At 42.5% G+C, this 19279-nt stretch carries 19 protein-coding genes and 2 rRNA genes; 20 read left to right on the plus strand and 1 reads right to left on the minus strand.

What is annotated here, in order from left to right; genetic code table 11:
• Positions 1-58: 58 nt before the first annotated feature.
• The 15 genes from LCD34_RS10545 to rsmI all read left to right on the plus strand — a co-directional run bounded on the left by LCD34_RS10545 (position 59) and on the right by rsmI (position 12475).
• Positions 59-2989: ribosomal RNA gene (locus LCD34_RS10545) — 23S ribosomal RNA — on the plus strand.
• A gap of 61 nt (positions 2990-3050) precedes the next feature.
• Positions 3051-3166, plus strand: a 5S ribosomal RNA gene (rrf, locus tag LCD34_RS10550).
• Positions 3167-3336: 170 nt separating this feature from the next.
• On the plus strand, positions 3337-3528 hold the full coding sequence (locus LCD34_RS10555; RefSeq protein ID WP_017359334.1) for a sigma factor G inhibitor Gin: 192 nt from the start codon (positions 3337-3339) through the stop codon (positions 3526-3528).
• Between the two features lie 128 nt (positions 3529-3656).
• The gene (locus LCD34_RS10560; protein ID WP_017359333.1) at positions 3657-4271 is read left to right on the plus strand and encodes a 5-bromo-4-chloroindolyl phosphate hydrolysis family protein; all 615 of its coding nucleotides are present in this window, start codon (positions 3657-3659) and stop codon (positions 4269-4271) included.
• 21 nt (positions 4272-4292) lie between these two features.
• A complete protein-coding gene (locus LCD34_RS10565; RefSeq protein ID WP_224558933.1) occupies positions 4293-5354 on the plus strand; it encodes a toxic anion resistance protein in 1062 nt (353 codons plus the stop codon).
• Positions 5355-5431: 77 nt separating this feature from the next.
• Entirely contained in the window at positions 5432-6838 is a 1407-nt protein-coding gene (locus LCD34_RS10570; protein ID WP_224558935.1) for an aminotransferase class I/II-fold pyridoxal phosphate-dependent enzyme, read from the plus strand.
• The gene (gene tmk, locus LCD34_RS10575; RefSeq protein WP_007496237.1) at positions 6835-7473 is read left to right on the plus strand and encodes a dTMP kinase; all 639 of its coding nucleotides are present in this window, start codon (positions 6835-6837) and stop codon (positions 7471-7473) included. Before LCD34_RS10570 ends, tmk begins: the two co-directional genes overlap by 4 nt.
• Before the next feature lie 79 nt (positions 7474-7552).
• On the plus strand, positions 7553-7882 hold the full coding sequence (locus tag LCD34_RS10580; RefSeq protein WP_012008640.1) for a cyclic-di-AMP receptor: 330 nt from the start codon (positions 7553-7555) through the stop codon (positions 7880-7882).
• 12 nt (positions 7883-7894) lie between these two features.
• A complete protein-coding gene (locus LCD34_RS10585; RefSeq protein WP_224558937.1) occupies positions 7895-8335 on the plus strand; it encodes a YaaR family protein in 441 nt (146 codons plus the stop codon).
• 11 nt (positions 8336-8346) lie between these two features.
• A complete protein-coding gene (gene holB, locus LCD34_RS10590; RefSeq protein WP_024719351.1) occupies positions 8347-9336 on the plus strand; it encodes a DNA polymerase III subunit delta' in 990 nt (329 codons plus the stop codon).
• A gap of 2 nt (positions 9337-9338) precedes the next feature.
• Complete coding sequence (locus LCD34_RS10595) at positions 9339-10166, plus strand: stage 0 sporulation family protein (RefSeq protein ID WP_007496230.1); 828 nt, start codon at positions 9339-9341, stop codon at positions 10164-10166.
• Positions 10167-10180: 14 nt separating this feature from the next.
• Positions 10181-10534, plus strand: coding sequence for a DNA replication initiation control protein YabA (gene yabA, locus LCD34_RS10600; protein ID WP_007496228.1), 354 nt, complete (start codon positions 10181-10183; stop codon positions 10532-10534).
• 55 nt (positions 10535-10589) lie between these two features.
• Complete coding sequence (locus LCD34_RS10605) at positions 10590-11333, plus strand: tRNA1(Val) (adenine(37)-N6)-methyltransferase (protein WP_017359328.1); 744 nt, start codon at positions 10590-10592, stop codon at positions 11331-11333.
• A complete protein-coding gene (locus tag LCD34_RS10610) occupies positions 11320-11619 on the plus strand; it encodes a GIY-YIG nuclease family protein (protein WP_019744059.1) in 300 nt (99 codons plus the stop codon). The genes LCD34_RS10605 and LCD34_RS10610 overlap by 14 nt, the downstream gene beginning before the upstream one ends.
• On the plus strand, positions 11594-12475 hold the full coding sequence (gene rsmI / locus LCD34_RS10615; protein ID WP_046527642.1) for a 16S rRNA (cytidine(1402)-2'-O)-methyltransferase: 882 nt from the start codon (positions 11594-11596) through the stop codon (positions 12473-12475). Before LCD34_RS10610 ends, rsmI begins: the two co-directional genes overlap by 26 nt.
• 44 nt (positions 12476-12519) lie before the next feature.
• Here rsmI and LCD34_RS10620 read toward each other — a convergent pair whose 3' ends face one another.
• Positions 12520-12810 (minus strand): AbrB/MazE/SpoVT family DNA-binding domain-containing protein, encoded by a 291-nt coding sequence (locus tag LCD34_RS10620; protein ID WP_087975202.1) that lies wholly within the window; start codon positions 12808-12810, stop codon positions 12520-12522.
• 519 nt (positions 12811-13329) lie between these two features.
• Here LCD34_RS10620 and metG point away from each other — a divergent pair.
• From metG to rsmA, 5 genes are all read left to right on the plus strand, one after another.
• Positions 13330-15330, plus strand: coding sequence for a methionine--tRNA ligase (gene metG / locus LCD34_RS10625; RefSeq protein WP_008341884.1), 2001 nt, complete (start codon positions 13330-13332; stop codon positions 15328-15330).
• An 81-nt stretch (positions 15331-15411) separates the two neighbouring features.
• Complete coding sequence (locus LCD34_RS10630; RefSeq protein WP_017359325.1) at positions 15412-16179, plus strand: TatD family hydrolase; 768 nt, start codon at positions 15412-15414, stop codon at positions 16177-16179.
• Positions 16180-16423: 244 nt separating this feature from the next.
• Positions 16424-17626 (plus strand): G5 and 3D domain-containing protein, encoded by a 1203-nt coding sequence (locus tag LCD34_RS10635; protein WP_017359324.1) that lies wholly within the window; start codon positions 16424-16426, stop codon positions 17624-17626.
• A 160-nt stretch (positions 17627-17786) separates the two neighbouring features.
• Positions 17787-18347, plus strand: a complete 561-nt coding sequence (rnmV, locus tag LCD34_RS10640; protein ID WP_008341876.1) for a ribonuclease M5 — start codon at positions 17787-17789, stop codon at positions 18345-18347.
• A complete protein-coding gene (gene rsmA, locus LCD34_RS10645) occupies positions 18340-19218 on the plus strand; it encodes a 16S rRNA (adenine(1518)-N(6)/adenine(1519)-N(6))-dimethyltransferase RsmA (protein ID WP_224558949.1) in 879 nt (292 codons plus the stop codon). The genes rnmV and rsmA overlap by 8 nt, the downstream gene beginning before the upstream one ends.
• The last annotated feature ends 61 nt before the right edge of the window (positions 19219-19279 follow it).

Genomic DNA, 19279 nt, shown 5'->3' on the forward strand with positions numbered 1-19279 from the left:
CACATTGAATGCAATGCAAAGTTCATCACACATAGTGATTCTTTCTAAAGTAAGAAATGGTTAAGTTAGAAAGGGCGCACGGTGGATGCCTTGGCACTAGGAGCCGATGAAGGACGGGACAAACACCGATATGCTTCGGGGAGCTGTAAGCAAGCTTTGATCCGGAGATTTCCGAATGGGGAAACCCACTGCTCGTAATGGAGTAGTATCCATACTTGAATACATAGAGTATGAGAAGGCATACCCGGGGAACTGAAACATCTAAGTACCCGGAGGAAGAGAAAGCAAATGCGATTCCCTGAGTAGCGGCGAGCGAAACGGGAACAGCCCAAACCAAGAGGCTTGCCTCTTGGGGTTGTAGGACACTCTATACGGAGTTACAAAGGAACGATATAAGCGAAGAGGTCTGGAAAGGCCCGCCAAAGAAGGTAACAGCCCTGTAACTGAAATGTTGTTCTCTCCAGAGTGGATCCTGAGTACGGCGGAACACGTGAAATTCCGTCGGAATCCGGGAGGACCATCTCCCAAGGCTAAATACTCCCTAGTGACCGATAGTGAACCAGTACCGTGAGGGAAAGGTGAAAAGCACCCCGGAAGGGGAGTGAAATAGATCCTGAAACCGTGTGCCTACAAGTAGTCAGAGCCCGTTAACGGGTGATGGCGTGCCTTTTGTAGAATGAACCGGCGAGTTACGATCCCGTGCAAGGTTAAGCAGAAGATGCGGAGCCGCAGCGAAAGCGAGTCTGAATAGGGCGCATGAGTACGTGGTCGTAGACCCGAAACCAGGTGATCTACCCATGTCCAGGGTGAAGTTCAGGTAACACTGAATGGAGGCCCGAACCCACGCACGTTGAAAAGTGCGGGGATGAGGTGTGGGTAGGGGTGAAATGCCAATCGAACCTGGAGATAGCTGGTTCTCTCCGAAATAGCTTTAGGGCTAGCCTCAAGGTAAGAGTCTCGGAGGTAGAGCACTGATTGGACTAGGGGCCCCTACCGGGTTACCGAATTCAGTCAAACTCCGAATGCCGATGACTTATCCTTGGGAGTCAGACTGCGAGTGATAAGATCCGTAGTCGAAAGGGAAACAGCCCAGACCGCCAGCTAAGGTCCCAAAGTATACGTTAAGTGGAAAAGGATGTGGAGTTGCTTAGACAACCAGGATGTTGGCTTAGAAGCAGCCACCATTTAAAGAGTGCGTAATAGCTCACTGGTCGAGTGACTCTGCGCCGAAAATGTACCGGGGCTAAACGTATCACCGAAGCTGCGGACTGTTCTTACGAACAGTGGTAGGAGAGCGTTCTAAGTGCAGTGAAGTCAGACCGGAAGGACTGGTGGAGCGCTTAGAAGTGAGAATGCCGGTATGAGTAGCGAAAGACGGGTGAGAATCCCGTCCACCGAATGCCTAAGGTTTCCTGAGGAAGGCTCGTCCGCTCAGGGTTAGTCGGGACCTAAGCCGAGGCCGAAAGGCGTAGGCGATGGACAACAGGTTGATATTCCTGTACCACCTCCTCACCATTTGAGCAATGGGGGGACGCAGGAGGATAGGGTAAGCGCGGTATTGGATATCCGCGTCCAAGCAGTTAGGCTGGGAAATAGGCAAATCCGTTTCCCGTGAAGGCTGAGCTGTGATGGCGAGCGAAATTTAGTAGCGAAGTTCCTGATTCCACACTGCCAAGAAAAGCCTCTAGCGAGGTGAGAGGTGCCCGTACCGCAAACCGACACAGGTAGGCGAGGAGAGAATCCTAAGGTGATCGAGAGAACTCTCGTTAAGGAACTCGGCAAAATGACCCCGTAACTTCGGGAGAAGGGGTGCTTCTTAGGGTGTTAAAGCCCCGAGAAGCCGCAGTGAATAGGCCCAGGCGACTGTTTAGCAAAAACACAGGTCTCTGCGAAGCCGTAAGGCGAAGTATAGGGGCTGACGCCTGCCCGGTGCTGGAAGGTTAAGAGGAGCGCTTAGCGTAAGCGAAGGTGCGAATTGAAGCCCCAGTAAACGGCGGCCGTAACTATAACGGTCCTAAGGTAGCGAAATTCCTTGTCGGGTAAGTTCCGACCCGCACGAAAGGCGCAACGATCTGGGCACTGTCTCAACGAGAGACTCGGTGAAATTATAGTACCTGTGAAGATGCAGGTTACCCGCGACAGGACGGAAAGACCCCGTGGAGCTTTACTGCAGCCTGATATTGAATGTTGGTACAGCTTGTACAGGATAGGTAGGAGCCTTGGAAACCGGAGCGCTAGCTTCGGTGGAGGCATCGGTGGGATACTACCCTGGCTGTATTGACCTTCTAACCCGCTGCCCTTATCGGGCAGGGAGACAGTGTCAGGTGGGCAGTTTGACTGGGGCGGTCGCCTCCTAAAATGTAACGGAGGCGCCCAAAGGTTCCCTCAGAATGGTTGGAAATCATTCGCAGAGTGTAAAGGCACAAGGGAGCTTGACTGCGAGACCTACAAGTCGAGCAGGGACGAAAGTCGGGCTTAGTGATCCGGTGGTTCCGCATGGAAGGGCCATCGCTCAACGGATAAAAGCTACCCCGGGGATAACAGGCTTATCTCCCCCAAGAGTCCACATCGACGGGGAGGTTTGGCACCTCGATGTCGGCTCATCGCATCCTGGGGCTGTAGTCGGTCCCAAGGGTTGGGCTGTTCGCCCATTAAAGCGGTACGCGAGCTGGGTTCAGAACGTCGTGAGACAGTTCGGTCCCTATCCGTCGCGGGCGCAGGAAATTTGAGAGGAGCTGTCCTTAGTACGAGAGGACCGGGATGGACGCACCGCTGGTGTACCAGTTGTTCTGCCAAGGGCATCGCTGGGTAGCTATGTGCGGACGGGATAAGTGCTGAAAGCATCTAAGCATGAAGCCCCCCTCAAGATGAGATTTCCCATTCCGCAAGGAAGTAAGATCCCTGAAAGATGATCAGGTTGATAGGTCTGAGGTGGAAGCGTGGTGACACGTGGAGCTGACAGATACTAATAGATCGAGGACTTAACCTATATTCTAATGTGAAAAATGAACGTTGTTATCTAGTTTTGAGAGAACATTCTCTCCATCAGGTTTGGTGGCGATAGCGAAGAGGTCACACCCGTTCCCATACCGAACACGGAAGTTAAGCTCTTCAGCGCCGATGGTAGTTGGGGGTTTCCCCCTGTGAGAGTAGGACGCCGCCAAGCTTTTCAAAGGATCAGTTCCAATCGGAACTGGTCTTTTTTGTGTTTTAAAAAAGGAACAAACACTCGATCTGGCATGGATACATATACTAAACTATCATCTAAAACATTCTTAATTTTGTATACAATTGAAAGCGCTAGGGCATACTGAAGCTATAAGTGGAGGTGTCACAATGAGCAAAAAAGAGCGAGAAGCGATTTGTTTGATTTGTGAAGAGAAAAAAACAAAGGGAATTTATTTATATCATCAGTTTTTATGCCGAGATTGTGAACGGAAGTTAATTTCTACATCAACCTCGGATCCTAGTTATGCTGATTATGTAAGAAAGCTTAAAAATCTTCATACGCCGCCTTTGTATTCATAGACCATTAGATGGTCTTTTTTTATGGGCAATCGGGGATTGGGCCTGTTTTTTGGAACTTAGTTTGGACATCAACCGTAATAAATAATAAGATAAACAGAGAGCCTGATTATTCATAGGAGTCGATGAACATGAAATCAATTTTTTACACATTTGTATGGGCCGTTCTCTCTACTCTTTTTTCGCTGGTGATTTTAACTGTCAGTATTGGTGTTTTCCATCATCATGTTGGATTGTCGATACTGTATGCGATGATTGGGTGGGGTGTGATGTTTGCAGGAAGCCGATGGGCTGCCTTCCAGTTGTTTTTGAAGAAACACGGACTGTCTCGCAGTGATTATGTATATATTAAACAGCATTTAAAAGAAGCCGGGCAAAAGCTGGTTCGTTTGAAGAAAGCTTTATTTGCTGTGAAGAACGTACAGACGATCAAGCATAATTATGAAATTCTTCGGCTTGCACGACGCATCTATACGATAACAAAAAAGGAACCGAACCGGTTTTATGATGCACAGCGGTTTTATTTTGAGAGTTTGGATTCTGTTGTTGAATTAACTGAGAAATATGCACTGCTGTATAATCAGCCGAATCGTAGCCATGAGCTTGAAATGACATTAAGCCAAACTCGAGTCACGCTGACTGAACTGCAAAAGCAATTAACGAATGATTTACAGCAAGTTTTAGGAAGAGATATAGAAGCACTTCATATTGAACTTGAAGTGGCTGATAAAATGATTAAAAAATAGATATGAAAGGAGTCAAACTCGATGCAACCAGAAGATCCAGTCATACCACCAGCCCCATCTACTACAGATCTTCCGTTTCGGGTGTTTGATACCTTATCTGATGAGGAAAAGCAGGAGGCGCTACAGCGAGCTGAGAAGATCCCTGACCATCCACAAAAACTGCTTTTCTATGGCACACGTGTGCAGGAACGATTGTTAGAACAATCAAAACAAATGATGCAATATGTGGAGAAAAAAGATATTGACCAAATCGGAGACGTTCTAGAAGCTTTTTTACAGCAACTGCATTTAGTGGAGCCAGAGGATTTATTGCCAAAGAAGCGAGGCTTTTTTTTAAGGTTGTTTCAGCGAGAAAAGCGTTCAACTCAGGAGATCATATCTCGTTTTAAACAAGCAGAAGCACAGATAGAAAGATTGTCAGCAAGGCTTCGTTACGCAAGAGGCGTGCTAATTTCGGACCATAAGTTATTGGAGCGTTTATTTGAAGAAAATCAATCATACTTTCAAGAGATGACGTTACAGGTTGCAGCAGTTGAAGCAAAATTGACGCTGTTAGAGCAACATGCCCTAACAGAATCACAGTCACATGATCGGACATTAGAGGAACAATTGATGAATCGGGAAGTCGATGAAGAAGAATATATGGAGAGATTAAAAGAACGGAAGTATGATTTGTTGTTGAGCCGTCAAATCGCACTGCAATGTAATGCCCAAATTCGAATGATTCAGCATACAAACCATACATTAGCCAATCATATTCAATCAACTGTTTCCGCATCAATTCCTTTATGGATCAACCAAATGTCGATTGCGTTCAATCATATTCAGCAGCGAGCCAATTCAGCGCTTGAGCAGCGTATCCAGCAAACATATGAACAGGTATCGAAGCAGCAAGGACAGCTGCTTGAAGATGCATCCTTAACGCCTATAGATACGTTGAAAAAGGTTCAGCGCCAATTGGCCGAAACATTGCAGGAAACGTTGCAGGTAAAAGAACATGGGAGCCAAGAACGAGCTCAATTAAAAAGTAGCATGCATGAGGCAGAGCAAAAGCTGGTGAATCATAAACCAATAAAGGAATGAGAATCCATCTTTCAGTTCACTTGTTTGAACGTTATAATAGATATAAGATATCGTTTAAGTGAAAAGGGTCGATTTGTTTGAAAACACCTTTATATACAGCATTATCACAACATGCGGAAAAGAAGCCCTATTCTTTTCACGTTCCGGGACATCACAATGGAGATGTCTTTTTTGATGAGGCACGGTCCTATTATGAATCCATTCTTCAGCTGGATGTGACAGAACTTGAAGGTCTAGATGATCTTCACCATCCGACTGGGGTGATTCAAGAGGCAGAGGATTTATTGGCAAAGCTATATGGAGCTAAACAAAGTTTTTTCCTTGTGAATGGCACAACCGTTGGCAATTTGGCAATGGTGATGTCTGCGTGTCAGGCTGGGGAGGGCATTTTCGTTCAGCGAAATTGTCATAAGTCTGTGTTCCATGCGATTGAGCTTGCGGGAGCGACGCCTATTATGCTAGAAACCGAGAGTGATCCGCACTTGCACGTCCCAACCCATGTGACGGAGGAAACAGTCAAACAAGCTATGGAGACACATCCTAACTGTCGGGCAATCGTTTTGACATATCCGAACTACTACGGACATGCAGCTGATTTATCAGGGCTCATTCAAATGTGTCATGAAGCTGGCATCATTGTATTAGTTGATGAGGCGCATGGTGCTCATTTTGTATTAGGCGGTGCCTTTCCTCCATCTGCCCTTTCCTATGGAGCAGACGTGGTGGTACAATCAGCACATAAAACCCTTCCGGCAATGACGATGGGGTCTTATCTCCATCTTCAAGGAGACCGAATGGATGTGAAGCGGATAAAGACGTTATTAACGATGCTTCAAAGCAGTTCACCTTCTTATCCAATTATGGCTTCGTTAGATTTGGCGAGAGCTTATGTGGAGGAGTTGAAGGGAAAAGGGTTAATGGATGAAATCATGAGAGACTTGGCAAAGCTGAAAGCACAGTTCAATATGATTTCCAATCTCGAAGTGGTTGAGTCTGACTCTTTACCTATGGATCCATTAAAATGTGTCATTCGTTCAACAAAAGGGCTGACAGGCTATGAACTCAAAAAGGTGCTTGAGTCGGTGGAGGTTCACCCAGAACTTGCGGATGAACATCAAGTGTTACTCGTTTTTGGTCTAAGACAGACAAAGGACATTCCTTTTACAGCTATAGAGCAGGCTCTTCAGCAAAGTGATTCATTGCTTGTAAAAAAAGAGCCTCAAACGGGATCGCTCTTCTTAGAGGACGATCAGCAAAAGCGAGATGTAGAAGCTGTTCCATTCGAAAAAGCAGCTGGCCGGATTAGTGCAGAATCGGTCATTCCCTATCCGCCTGGCATTCCTTTGATGATTAAAGGACAACCGATTGAATCAGATCAAATTGCGACGTTAAGCCGTTTGCTTGGGCATCAAGTTCATGTGCAAGCAAGTCAGGTGATTCACCAGAGAAAATTATATGTTTATATAGAAGAGGAGACACTATGAGCGGTATGTTTATTACGTTTGAAGGGCCTGAGGGTGCTGGAAAAACGACAGTGATTCGAAAAGTGTACGAAGAAATGGAACGTCAAGGCTATGCAGTGATGGCGACACGTGAGCCCGGAGGCATTGACATTGCAGAGCAAATTCGTGAAGTGATTTTAAATGAAAAAAATACAAAAATGGACGCAAAAACAGAGGCACTGCTTTATGCAGCAGCTAGAAGGCAGCATTTGGCTGAAAAAGTAGAACCGGCATTGAAGCGGGGGGAAACTGTTTTATGTGATCGTTTTGTCGACAGCTCCCTTGCTTATCAGGGCTATGCGAGAGGGCTTGGGATTGAAGAAGTCAAATCCATTAATGATTTTGCCATTGATGGCACGATGCCGCAAATGACCATTTACTTTTCTATTACACCAGAGGAAGGTCTAAAGCGAATTGATGCCAATCAAGGAAGAGAAAAAAATCGATTAGACATGGAAACACTGAATTTTCATCAAATGGTCAGAGAAGGATATGAGCTTCTGATTGCGCAATCACCAGAACGATTCCGTGTAGTAGATGCGTCTCAGCCTGTACAGGATGTCTTTAATGAAGTGTTTCAACTGATTCAGGACACATTAAAGAAAAATCAAATATGACCTCATTCCCAATCGTTGTTATAATATAGAGGAAGACATCGGCATGTCACCTGTGCCTAAAATGAAGGAGGCCAATCAAATGAAATTAATTGTTGCCGTTGTACAGGATCAAGATAGCAGCAAGTTATTGAAAATATTGACCGAACATCAATTCGGCGTGACAAAATTAGCTTCGACTGGTGGATTTCTAAAGTCTGGGAATACGACTTTTATCATTGGTTGCGATGATGTCCGAGTGGATAAAGCGTTACAGCTAATCAAGGAAAATTGCCGTAAACGTGATCAAATGATCGCGCCTGTATCACCAATGGGTGGAAATGCAGATTCATATGTACCATACCCTGTTGAGGTTGAAGTTGGTGGAGCTACCGTCTTTATTCTGCCAGTTGAACAATTTCATCAATTTTAAGGATGGGTTGCTGTGAAAATTAATCAAGATATGCGGCTGCTTTTAGAAAAGCGTGAACTTCAAGCGATGAAAGGAAGCCAAACTTCAGCATCGTTTAAATCATCGATGGAGACACAAAGTGGTAAAATGCGTTTAGAGCAGCTGACAGCCATGCTGAGCGATATCGAAGTCTTCGGCAAGAAACTGACAAAGTCACGAAACCTTAAAGATTTGGCTAGGTTTAAAGGACTTGTGAAACGCTTTGTAAAAGAAACAGTCGATAATGGATTAAATATAGAGACATCAAGGAGCTTTGACATTTATGGCAACACACGAACACTCGCTTTAGTCAAAGCATTAGATGAAAAGCTGATTGAGTTAACAGAGGATATGATGAATCAGGAGAAACCCTCGATTGATTTGCTTGAACGTATTGGAGAAATAAAAGGTTTATTGATTAACCTTTACACATAGAGAGTGATAACATGGCAATTAGCTGGGATGACATGAATGATCTACAGCCGCGCGTCATGCGGCTGATTTTTAATAGTATTGATAAAGACCGACTGGCTCATGCTTACTTATTTGAAGGAAAAAAAGGGACAGGAAAGCTAGATGCTGCGATGCTTTTAGCGAAGAGCTTTTTTTGTTTGGAAGCAGGAGTGAAACCATGCGAGTCCTGTCAAAACTGCAAAAGAATTCAGTCTGGCAACCATCCAGATTTACATCTAGTGCAGCCTGACGGTCAATCAATTAAGAAGGCGCAAGTGCAGGCTTTGCAGGAGGAATTTACAAAAGCAGGCGTAGAATCGCATCGGAAAATGTATATCATTCTCCATGCGGACAAAATGACGGTCAATGCTGCGAACAGTTTATTAAAGTTCCTAGAGGAGCCCAACCGGGAAACGATGGCAGTTTTAATCACTGAACAATCGCATAAAATGCTGGATACGATTATTTCAAGATGTCAGATGCTTAGCTTTCAGCCGCTGCAGCCGCAATCTTTGGAGCAACAGCTTTTACAAGAAGGCGTGTCTCAGGATCTCGCAAGGCTTTTGTCGAATTTAACCAATAATTTAGCAGAAGCACTCGAATTAAGTCGAAATGATCAGTTTGCAGAGTCTAGAGCGAAAGTGATAAAATTGTATGAAGTCTTACACCAGCGAAAAGAACATGCATTTTTTTATATACAAGATCAATGGATGCCTTTTTTCAAAGAGAAAGACCTTCAAGAAACTGGTCTTGATATGCTTTTATTTATATATCGTGATGTATTGTCGATTCAAATAGGAAATGAAGATAAAGTCATTTATCAAGACTTATTCCAGACAATGAAGCAGCACGCGCTGCATTCCACACAGCAGATGGTGACGAATCAGATCCTTGCTGTATTAGAAGCGAAAAAGAGACTTCAATCCAACGTGAATGCCCAAGGGCTAATGGAGCAATTGGTGTTGATGTTGCAGGAGGGATAAGCTTGTACAACGTAATTGGTGTTCGCTTTAAAAAAGCGGGCAAAATCTATTATTTCGATCCTAATGGATTTCATATAGAAAATGATAGTTGTGTCATTGTAGAAACGGTTAGAGGTGTTGAGTACGGGCAAGTGGTCATCGCCAATAAAAAAGTAGATGAACACGATGTGGTTCTCCCTTTACGTAAGGTGATTCGCGTCGCAGATGAACGTGACCGGCTCATCGTTGAGGAGAACAAAGAAGCAGCGATGGCAGCCTTTGACACATGTCTTCAGAAAGTAAGTGAACACGGCCTAGAAATGAAGCTGGTCGATGTCGAATTTACATTCGACCGCAACAAGGTCATCTTCTATTTTACAGCGGACGGCAGAGTAGATTTCCGTGAGCTGGTCAAGGATCTTGCATCTATCTTCAAGACGAGAATTGAACTTCGTCAAATCGGTGTAAGAGACGAGGCAAAAATGCTAGGCGGCATTGGTCCGTGTGGCCGTATGCTTTGCTGTTCAACTTTCTTAGGAGATTTTGAACCTGTGTCCATTAAAATGGCAAAAGATCAAAACCTCTCGTTAAACCCTACCAAAATTTCAGGGCTTTGCGGCCGTTTAATGTGCTGCTTGAAATATGAGAATGATGAGTACGAAACAGCAAAAGAACAATTACCGGACATCGGTGAAACGATTCAGACGTCTAATGGCTCTGCAAAGGTAGTAGGGCTTAATATTTTAGAACGAATTTTGCAAGTTGAATTAACCGGGCAAGAAAAAGTGATAGAATATACTTGGGAAGAATTATTACAAGAAGGCGTTGTATCTGCACAAACAACTGAGTAACGAGGTGTGCCACCTTGGATAAAAAGGAACTATTTGATACGGTGATTAATTTAGAAGAACAAATCGGTTCTCTTTATCGCCAGCTAGGTGATTTGAAAAATCATATCGGTGAAGTGATTGAAGAAAATCATCAGCTGCAGATGGAGAATCAGCACTTGCGTGAACGTCTGGATCAATCCGATCGAGATAAATCGTCTGAGGCAGAGCATGATTCTGCCCAGAAGCCAAGTCATTCTGATATAGGAGAAGGTCATGATAACCTCGCTCGTTTATATCAGGAGGGCTTCCATATTTGTAATGTACATTATGGGAGCATTCGGAAAGAGGGAGACTGTTTGTTCTGTCTGTCATTTTTAAATAAAAAATGAGAAAAGGCTTCCGCTGAATCGGGAGCCTTTTTCACAGGAAAAGAAAGGATACATCATGGTTTCGTTAAGAGAAGATGAACGTTTAGACTACTTGCTTGCAGAAGATATGAAAATTATTCAAAGTAAAACGGTGTTCGCCTTTTCATTAGATGCAGTGTTATTAGCAAAATTTGCGTATGTGCCGATTCAAAAAGGGGAGATTATTGATCTTTGTACGGGAAATGGCATTGTTCCATTGCTGCTTTCGACGAGATCTAAAGCCTCTATTACAGGGGTTGAAATTCAAGAACGCCTGTTTGATATGGCAAAGAGAAGTGTGGCGCATAATCAACTGGAGCAGCAGATTGAGTTGATCCATGGTGATTTAAATGATATGCCTAAACGGTACGGAAACCACAAAGTAGACGTGATTACTTGTAATCCGCCATATTTTAAGACTCCTTCTAAGGATGAAATCAATGAAAATGAGTATTTGGCGATCGCACGTCATGAGATTCATTGTACATTAGAAGATGTCATTCGTGTTTCTTCCACTTTGCTAAAGCAAGGAGGCAAACTGGCAATGGTGCACCGCCCTGGACGGCTGCTTGAGATTGTTGAAATGATGAAGAAATACCGAATTGAGCCAAAACGAATTCAATTTGTATATCCGAAACAAGGAAAAGAAGCGAATACCATTTTAGTGGAAGGCATGAAAGATGGAAAGCCGGATTTGAAAATTCTCCCGCCACTTTTTGTTTATGGAGAAGACCAAGAGTATACAAAAGAAATCAGGACGATACTGTATGGAGAAGCATAGTCATTATTTCTATGTATTGAAATGTGCAGATGGCAGTTTGTACGCTGGGTATACAAATGATTTACAAAAAAGGCTGACTGCCCATAATAGTGGGAAGGGTGCAAAGTATACGAGAGCTAGACGACCGGTGGAACTCTATTACCACGAATGCTTTTTAACCAAAAGAGAAGCCATGCAACAGGAATATCGTTTCAAAACATGGACACGTCGAAAAAAGGACATGTATATAGAAGAAAAGCGAATCAAAAAGGAGGCGGCACATGAAAAAGACACAGAAAAGCTTTGATGGTCAATCAGAAATGGGTATTCTTTATCTCGTACCAACCCCGATTGGAAACTTAGAAGATATGACATTTCGAGCGATACAAACGTTAAAAGATGTAGACTATATTGCCGCAGAAGATACGAGACAAACGAAAAAGCTTTGTCATGTCTATGAAATTGATACCCCATTAACGAGTTATCATGAACATAACAAAGATAGCAGTGGTCACAAGTTAATCGAATGGTTAAAAGAAGGAAAGAGCATTGCACTCGTGAGCGATGCTGGTTTACCGACGATCTCTGATCCAGGAGCCGAAGTGGTTCGCGACTTTACGAACATCGGAGGCTATGTCATTCCGTTACCTGGTGCAAATGCAGCACTTACGGCGCTCATTGCGTCAGGGATTGCACCACAGCCATTTTTCTTTTACGGTTTTCTTGATCGTCAAAAAAAGGAAAAGAAAAAACAGTTGGAAGCATTGAAGAAACGCCAAGAAACAATTATTTTCTATGAAGCGCCCCATCGGTTAAAGGAAACGCTGACTGTGATGAAAGAAGTGTGGGGGAACCGGAATATTGCCATTACGAGAGAACTGACAAAGAAATTTGAAGAGTTCATTCGTGGAGATTTAGAATATGCGCTGACTTGGGTGACAGAACAACAAATCCGTGGTGAGTTCTGTCTCGTCGTACAAGGAAATGATCAGGATGAAGAAGAACTGAATGAAGAAGCTTGGTGGAATTCTTTATCTGAAAAAGAGCATGTGATCCATTACATAGAGGAAGGGTTAACGTCAAAAGAGGCCATTAAACGTACTGCGGTCGAACGTGGTGTGCCAAAACGGACGATCTATGATGCGTATCATATTGAACAATAAAGAAAGGTTCTTGCAAACGGTGCAAGAACCTTTTTATATAAAACTTATTTTTGTGATTGAAGTTGGTTTTGGATTTCGTTAATGATTTGCTCTGCACCTTCACGGCTAAGAACTAATTTACCATTAGCAAGTTTAAGGTTATCGTCTGATACTTCACCTGTTACTTGGCAAGTCATGTTTGGTTTATATTTTTTTAGGATAATTTTTTCATCATCAACATAAATTTCCAAAGCGTCTTTTTCTGCGATTCCTAACGTACGGCGAAGCTCGATTGGAATCACCACGCGTCCTAATTCGTCAACTTTACGTACAATACCTGTAGATTTCATCTTCATTCTCCTCCCAAAAAGTTCTTATTCTTAATATAATATTATCTTCGTCATTATTCGACAAATTCCTTACATTCCTAGCATAACAAGGTTTCCATAAATCGTCAATCATTTTGTTTACTATTGTTTGTAAAATATGACTCTTAAAGTCAAAGGACCTTGAAACTACCGGTGTATAAGGATTTTTCAGAATTTATCTATAAAAATATGAAAAATGACGATAACAGATTAACAAGACTTTTGCCCTAATTTAGCCAATTGTAAATCTGGAAATAGATTTCATACGACAATATTCGACAAAATGTCGAGCGTTTTGTCGTTTTTTTCGAAAAACTCATCTTTTTCATTCATTTCATTCTGTTCTATGTATATATGCTTGATCTTAAAGGCTAAGATGGTATCATAGAGAAAGCACAAGTGCAAAACATAATGAAATGATCTGACACATTTTAATGAAGTATGATGACCGCTCTCGTCCATTGGGCGGGAGTTTTTGACATTTACACACAAGCAGGAGGTTCCGACATGCCGGAAAAGAAAAAAACGTTTTATCTGACTACACCAATTTACTATCCGAGCGGAAAATTACATATTGGACATGCTTATACGACAGTGGCAGGGGATGCCATGGCTCGATATAAACGTCTGCAAGGCTATGATGTGATGTATTTAACGGGTACTGATGAGCACGGACAAAAAATTCAGCAAAAAGCTGAAGAACAAAATATTACACCGATTGAGTATTTAGATCCGGTCGTTGCTGACATTAAATCATTATGGAAGAAACTCGACATTTCCAACGATGATTTCATTCGTACAACGGAAAAAAGACATACGAAAATCATTGAACAAGTCTTCCAAAAGCTGCTTGATCAAGGAGATATTTATTTAGATCAATATGAGGGCTGGTACAGTATTCCTGATGAAACATTCTATACGGAAACACAGCTTGTTGATGTTGAGCGAAATGAGAAAGGGGAAGTCATTGGAGGGAAAAGCCCAGACAGTGGACACCCTGTTGAATTGATTAAAGAGGAATCATATTTCTTCCGTATGAGTAAGTATGCTGATCGCTTACTAGACTATTACGAAAAGAACCCGTCGTTCATTCAGCCTGAATCAAGAAAGAATGAAATGATTAATAACTTCATTAAACCGGGATTAGAGGATTTAGCTGTATCAAGAACAACCTTTGATTGGGGCATTAAAGTACCTAATAATCCGAAGCACGTCATCTATGTATGGATTGATGCGTTATTCAACTACTTAACAGCGATTGGCTACGGAACCGATCAAGATGAAAAATATAAAAAATATTGGCCTGCCAACGTACATCTAGTTGGGAAAGAAATTGTACGATTCCATACAATTTACTGGCCAATTATGCTGATGGCACTTGATCTGCCGTTGCCAAAACAAATTTTTGCACATGGCTGGCTGCTCATGAAAGATGGCAAAATGTCTAAATCAAAAGGGAACGTAGTAGATCCTGTTACGTTAATTGATCGCTATGGTCTTGATGCTCTTCGTTATTACCTGCTACGCGAAGTACCATTTGGTGCAGACGGTGTGTTTACACCAGAAGGATTCGTGGAACGTGTAAACTATGACCTTGCTAATGATTTAGGAAACTTGCTTAATCGTACAGTGGCGATGGTGCAAAAATACTTCGACGGTACATTAAGCAGCTATAAGGGACCAGTCAATGAGTTTGATGAGGAACTAAAAGCTGTAGCTGAACAAACGGTGAAAGCCTATGAAGAAGCGATGGAAAACCTCGAATTCTCAGTGGCTCTTTCAAATGTTTGGACATTAATCAGCAGAACAAATAAATATATTGATCAAACAGCTCCATGGGTGTTAGCAAAGGATGAAACAAAACGAAAAGAACTGCATTCGGTGATGTACCATTTAGCAGAATCACTCCGAATCACAGCTGTGTTGTTAACGCCATTCTTAACAAAAACACCTGAGAAAATCTTCTTCCAGCTTGGAATTGAAGAAGAGAAACTCAAAAGCTGGGAAAGCATTCTTTCTTTCGGTGCGATTCAAAAAGCGACGGTACAAAAAGGTGAGCCATTGTTCCCTCGTTTAGAGGTTGAAGAAGAAGTGGCATACATTAAAGAGAAGATGCAGGGAAGTGCGCCTAAGGTAGAAGAAGAGACAGTTGAAATAGAAGAAACTGAATTACCTGAGCTGGGTGCCGAAATCGCCTTCGATGATTTTTCGAAAGTTGACCTTCGTGTAGCACAAGTATTGGAAGCAGCACCAGTGAAAAAAGCTGACCGTCTCTTAAAGCTTCAGCTTGATTTTGGATTTGAAAAGAGACAAATTGTCTCAGGGATTGCCAAGCATTATCAACCAGAAGAATTGGTAGGGAAGAAGCTCGTCTGCGTAGCGAATCTCACACCAGTTAAACTAAGAGGGGAAATTTCCCAGGGAATGATTTTAACTGGAGAAACTGGTGGTAAATTGCAGGTTCTTGAAGTAGATCAATCTCTAGCAAATGGAACGAAAATTTTATAATTTAACAAAGGTGTTCCACGTGTAACATTTCGTCGAACACCTTTTGTTTTTCAGAAGAATTGTCGAAAGGAGCAATCAACCATGTTATTTGATACACATGCCCACTTAAATGCTGAACAATATAATGAAGACTTAGAGCAGGTGATTGAAAGAGCCAAAAGTGAAAAAGTAGAGAAGATTGTAGTGGTCGGGTTTGATCGTCCAACCATTACGAGAGCGATGGAGCTAATTGAAGCATATGATTTTATGTATGCAGCCATCGGCTGGCATCCTGTTGATGCCATTGATATGACAGATGAAGATTTGGCTTGGATCAAAGAATTATCTCAGCATGAAAAGGTTGTTGCCATTGGAGAAATGGGTCTAGATTACTATTGGGACAAGTCGCCAAAAGATGTGCAAAAAGAAGTCTTTAGACGTCAAATTGCTCTTGCAAAAGAAGTGAATCTGCCAATCATCATTCATAACCGTGACGCTACGGAAGATGTAGTGACGATCTTAAAAGAAGAAGGAGCGGCAGAAGTCGGAGGAATTATGCACTGCTTTACTGGCAGCCTCGAAATTGCAAAAGCGTGTATGGAAATGAACTTTTATATCTCATTCGGTGGACCTGTGACATTTAAAAATGCGAAAAAACCGAAAGAAGTTGTAAAGGATATTCCAAGTGATCGTCTTCTGATTGAGACAGACTGCCCGTATTTAACTCCAGCGCCATTTAGAGGGAAACGAAATGAGCCGAGCTATGTGAAATATATCGCAGAACAAATTGCTGAATTGCGAGAAATAAGCTTTGAAGAGCTAGCTGCATTGACAACAGAAAATGCGAAAAAAGTTTTCCGTATAAACTGACAGTATATGATGTCAATCCTTGTTTAAGCTTGTCCAATTGTGAAACATAACGAAAAAGTTCTACACGTTTGCGCCTCTTCATAGGATAAGTTGTCGATAAGTCTTTCTTCCCTTCCTTCCAAAAATCTCCCATAATAGGTTTACAATCGAGCATTTTTGTACAGTGGGTGGAAGGGTTGACAGGTTTTGAGATACTCTATATAATCTCTCCGAGGAGAAGGAGGCGTTTTTCATCGTACAAAAAATGAAAAATCTGTTTTCTGTCAAGCTAGGAAAAGGCAAGGTTTTATTTCTAGTCGCTTGCTTGCTTTTAGCTGGAACTGGGACGGCTTACGGTGCGCATGAGCTCACCAAGCAGTCTATTACCATTTCAATCAATGGCAAAGAGAAGACAATTCGTACACATGAAGAGACAGTAGCACAGCTGCTTTCAGACCTTGGAATAAGGACCAGGGCGGAGGATCATATCTCTCCAAGTCTAAATACAAAGATTCAAGACAACATGAACATTGTGTATGATGCGGCTATACCGGTTCATCTCACCCTAGATGGGAAAGAGAAAACGATATGGACAACAGATCAGACGGTTGGAGCATTATTGAAGAATGAGAAGATAGATATTGGGAAGCACGATCAAGTAACTCCAGGAAAGAATGACAAGATTAAAAAGAATATGGATCTTGTGGTTCAGCAGGCATTCCAGGTCAGCTTAAACGATGGAGGGAAGGATAAGAAAGTGTGGACCACTTCGACTACGGTCGCTGACTTTTTAAAGCAACAAGAGCTGAAGCTCAAGAAGCACGATAAGATCAAACCTGCGTTACATAGTCACCTTTCTAAAAAAAGCGCAGATGTGAAGATCACTCGGGTGGAAAAAGTCACCGATGTAGTGGAAGAGAAAATTGCTTTTGATACCAAACATAAAAAGGATCGATCTCTTGAAAAAGGAAAAGAGAAGGTGCTTGAAAAAGGTGAAGAAGGTAAATTAAAGAAGCACTATGCCATTGTGAAAGAAAACGGCAAAGTGGTGTCTAAAGAATTAATTAAAGAGGTTACTGCAAAAGACAGCAAGGATCGTTTAGTGGCAGTTGGTACACAAGTGTCCAAGAAGGAACCTAAAGCGTCACCTGCGGTTTCAAGAAGTAATGAATCTTCAGGAAAAGAGTTCTATGTGACGTCTACAGCCTATACAGCGAGCTGTGCTGGATGTACAGGTAGAACGTCTACAGGCTTTAATTTAAAAGCAAATCCGGGTGCAAAGGTCATAGCAGTAGATCCGAGTGTCATTCCGCTGGGCTCTAAAGTGTATGTGGAAGGCTATGGGTATGCCGTTGCATCAGACACTGGATCTGCTATAAAAGGGAATAAAATTGATGTGTTCGTCCCAAGTAAGTCAGCAGCTTATCAATGGGGAAATAAACGAGTGAAAATTAGAGTGCTCAAATAAACACATCAAATCATTTATATGAACAGAGGGCTTTGCGCACCCTCTGTTTTTTTGGTTATAATAGAAGCACTGTTTTCTAATTAATTAGACGCAAAAACAGCATGGAAGGTTTCATTTTTTGACAAAAAAATGTAGATTGTTTTTGCAAGCGGAGGAATACATGAAAATCAAAGAAATCATTGTGGTGGAGGGTCGTGACGACACTGCTAGAGTAAAGATGGCCGTTGATGCAGATACGATTGAAACGAATGGATCTGCCATTGGCGATACAGTCATTCAACAAGTGCGTCTTGCTCAGGAGACGAGGGGGGTTATCATTTTAACTGATCCTGACTTCCCTGGGGAAAAGATCCGTAAAACCATCGCAGAGGCTGTCCCTGGCTGTAAGCACGCCTTTTTACCAAAACACCTTGCGAAAGCGAAGCGGGACAAAGGAATTGGTGTCGAGCATGCTTCCTTGGATAGTATTCGAGAATGCCTTGCACATGTCCATGAGGAAATGGAAGAATCAGAAAGCGAGATTACGTTAGACGATTTATTTGACGCAGGCCTTATCGGAGGCGAAGCATCAAAACGCCGCCGCGAACGACTAGGTGTGCTTTTAAATATAGGATATACAAATGCGAAGCAGCTGCAAAAGCGTCTTCACATGTTCCAAATAACGAAAGAGGATTTTATTGCGGCCTTAAAGACCGTCATGCAGGAGGAAGCCGATGAATAAAGATATTGCGACGCCCATCAGAACGAAGGAAATACTGAAGAAGTACGGTTTCTCTTTTAAAAAGAGCTTAGGGCAAAACTTTTTAATTGATACGAATATTTTAGATCGCATTGTTGATCATGCAGAGATTACGGATGAGACAGGTGTGATTGAAATTGGCCCTGGTATCGGTGCGTTGACTGAACAGCTCGCCAAACGGGCAAAGAAAGTCACGGCTTTTGAAATCGACCAGCGCCTATTGCCGATTTTAAACGATACGCTTTCTCCATATGATAATGTCACCATTATTCATCAAGACGTATTGAAGGCAGATGTAAGAAAGGTGATTGAAGAACAGTTTGCTGGCTGTAAAGAAGTAATGGTCGTAGCAAACCTTCCTTATTATGTGACGACACCAATTATTATGAAATTGCTTGAAGAAAACCTTCCATTGAAAGGAATCGTTGTCATGCTGCAAAAAGAAGTAGCAGATCGCATGGCTGCTGTTCCTTCATCAAAAGAATACAACTCTTTGTCGATTGCAGTGCAATTTTATACAGAAGCGAAGACGGTCATGGTTGTGCCGAAAACGGTTTTCGTCCCACAACCAAATGTGGATTCAGCGGTAATCAAACTAACTGTTCGTGAAACGCCTGCGGTCTCAGTAGACAATGATACGTTTTTCTTTCAACTGATTCGTGCGAGTTTTGGCCAACGCCGGAAGACATTGATGAATAATTTGATGAACAATCTGCCAGATGGCAAGAAACATAAAGTGATCATTGAAGAAGCCCTTGTAACAGCTGAGGTTGATGGGAAACGCCGTGGTGAATCATTATCAATCGATGAATTTGCCCGTTTGTCCAATGTTTTACACAAAGCCCTTTCATAAGGGCTTTTTTCTTTTGGTTTTCACCACTTCACCTGTTCAGGCATAGGCTAGAAAGAACAAC

Source organism: Bacillus sp. RAR_M1_44, from assembly GCF_020165935.1.
GTDB lineage: Bacteria > Bacillota > Bacilli > Bacillales > Bacillaceae > Bacillus > Bacillus altitudinis.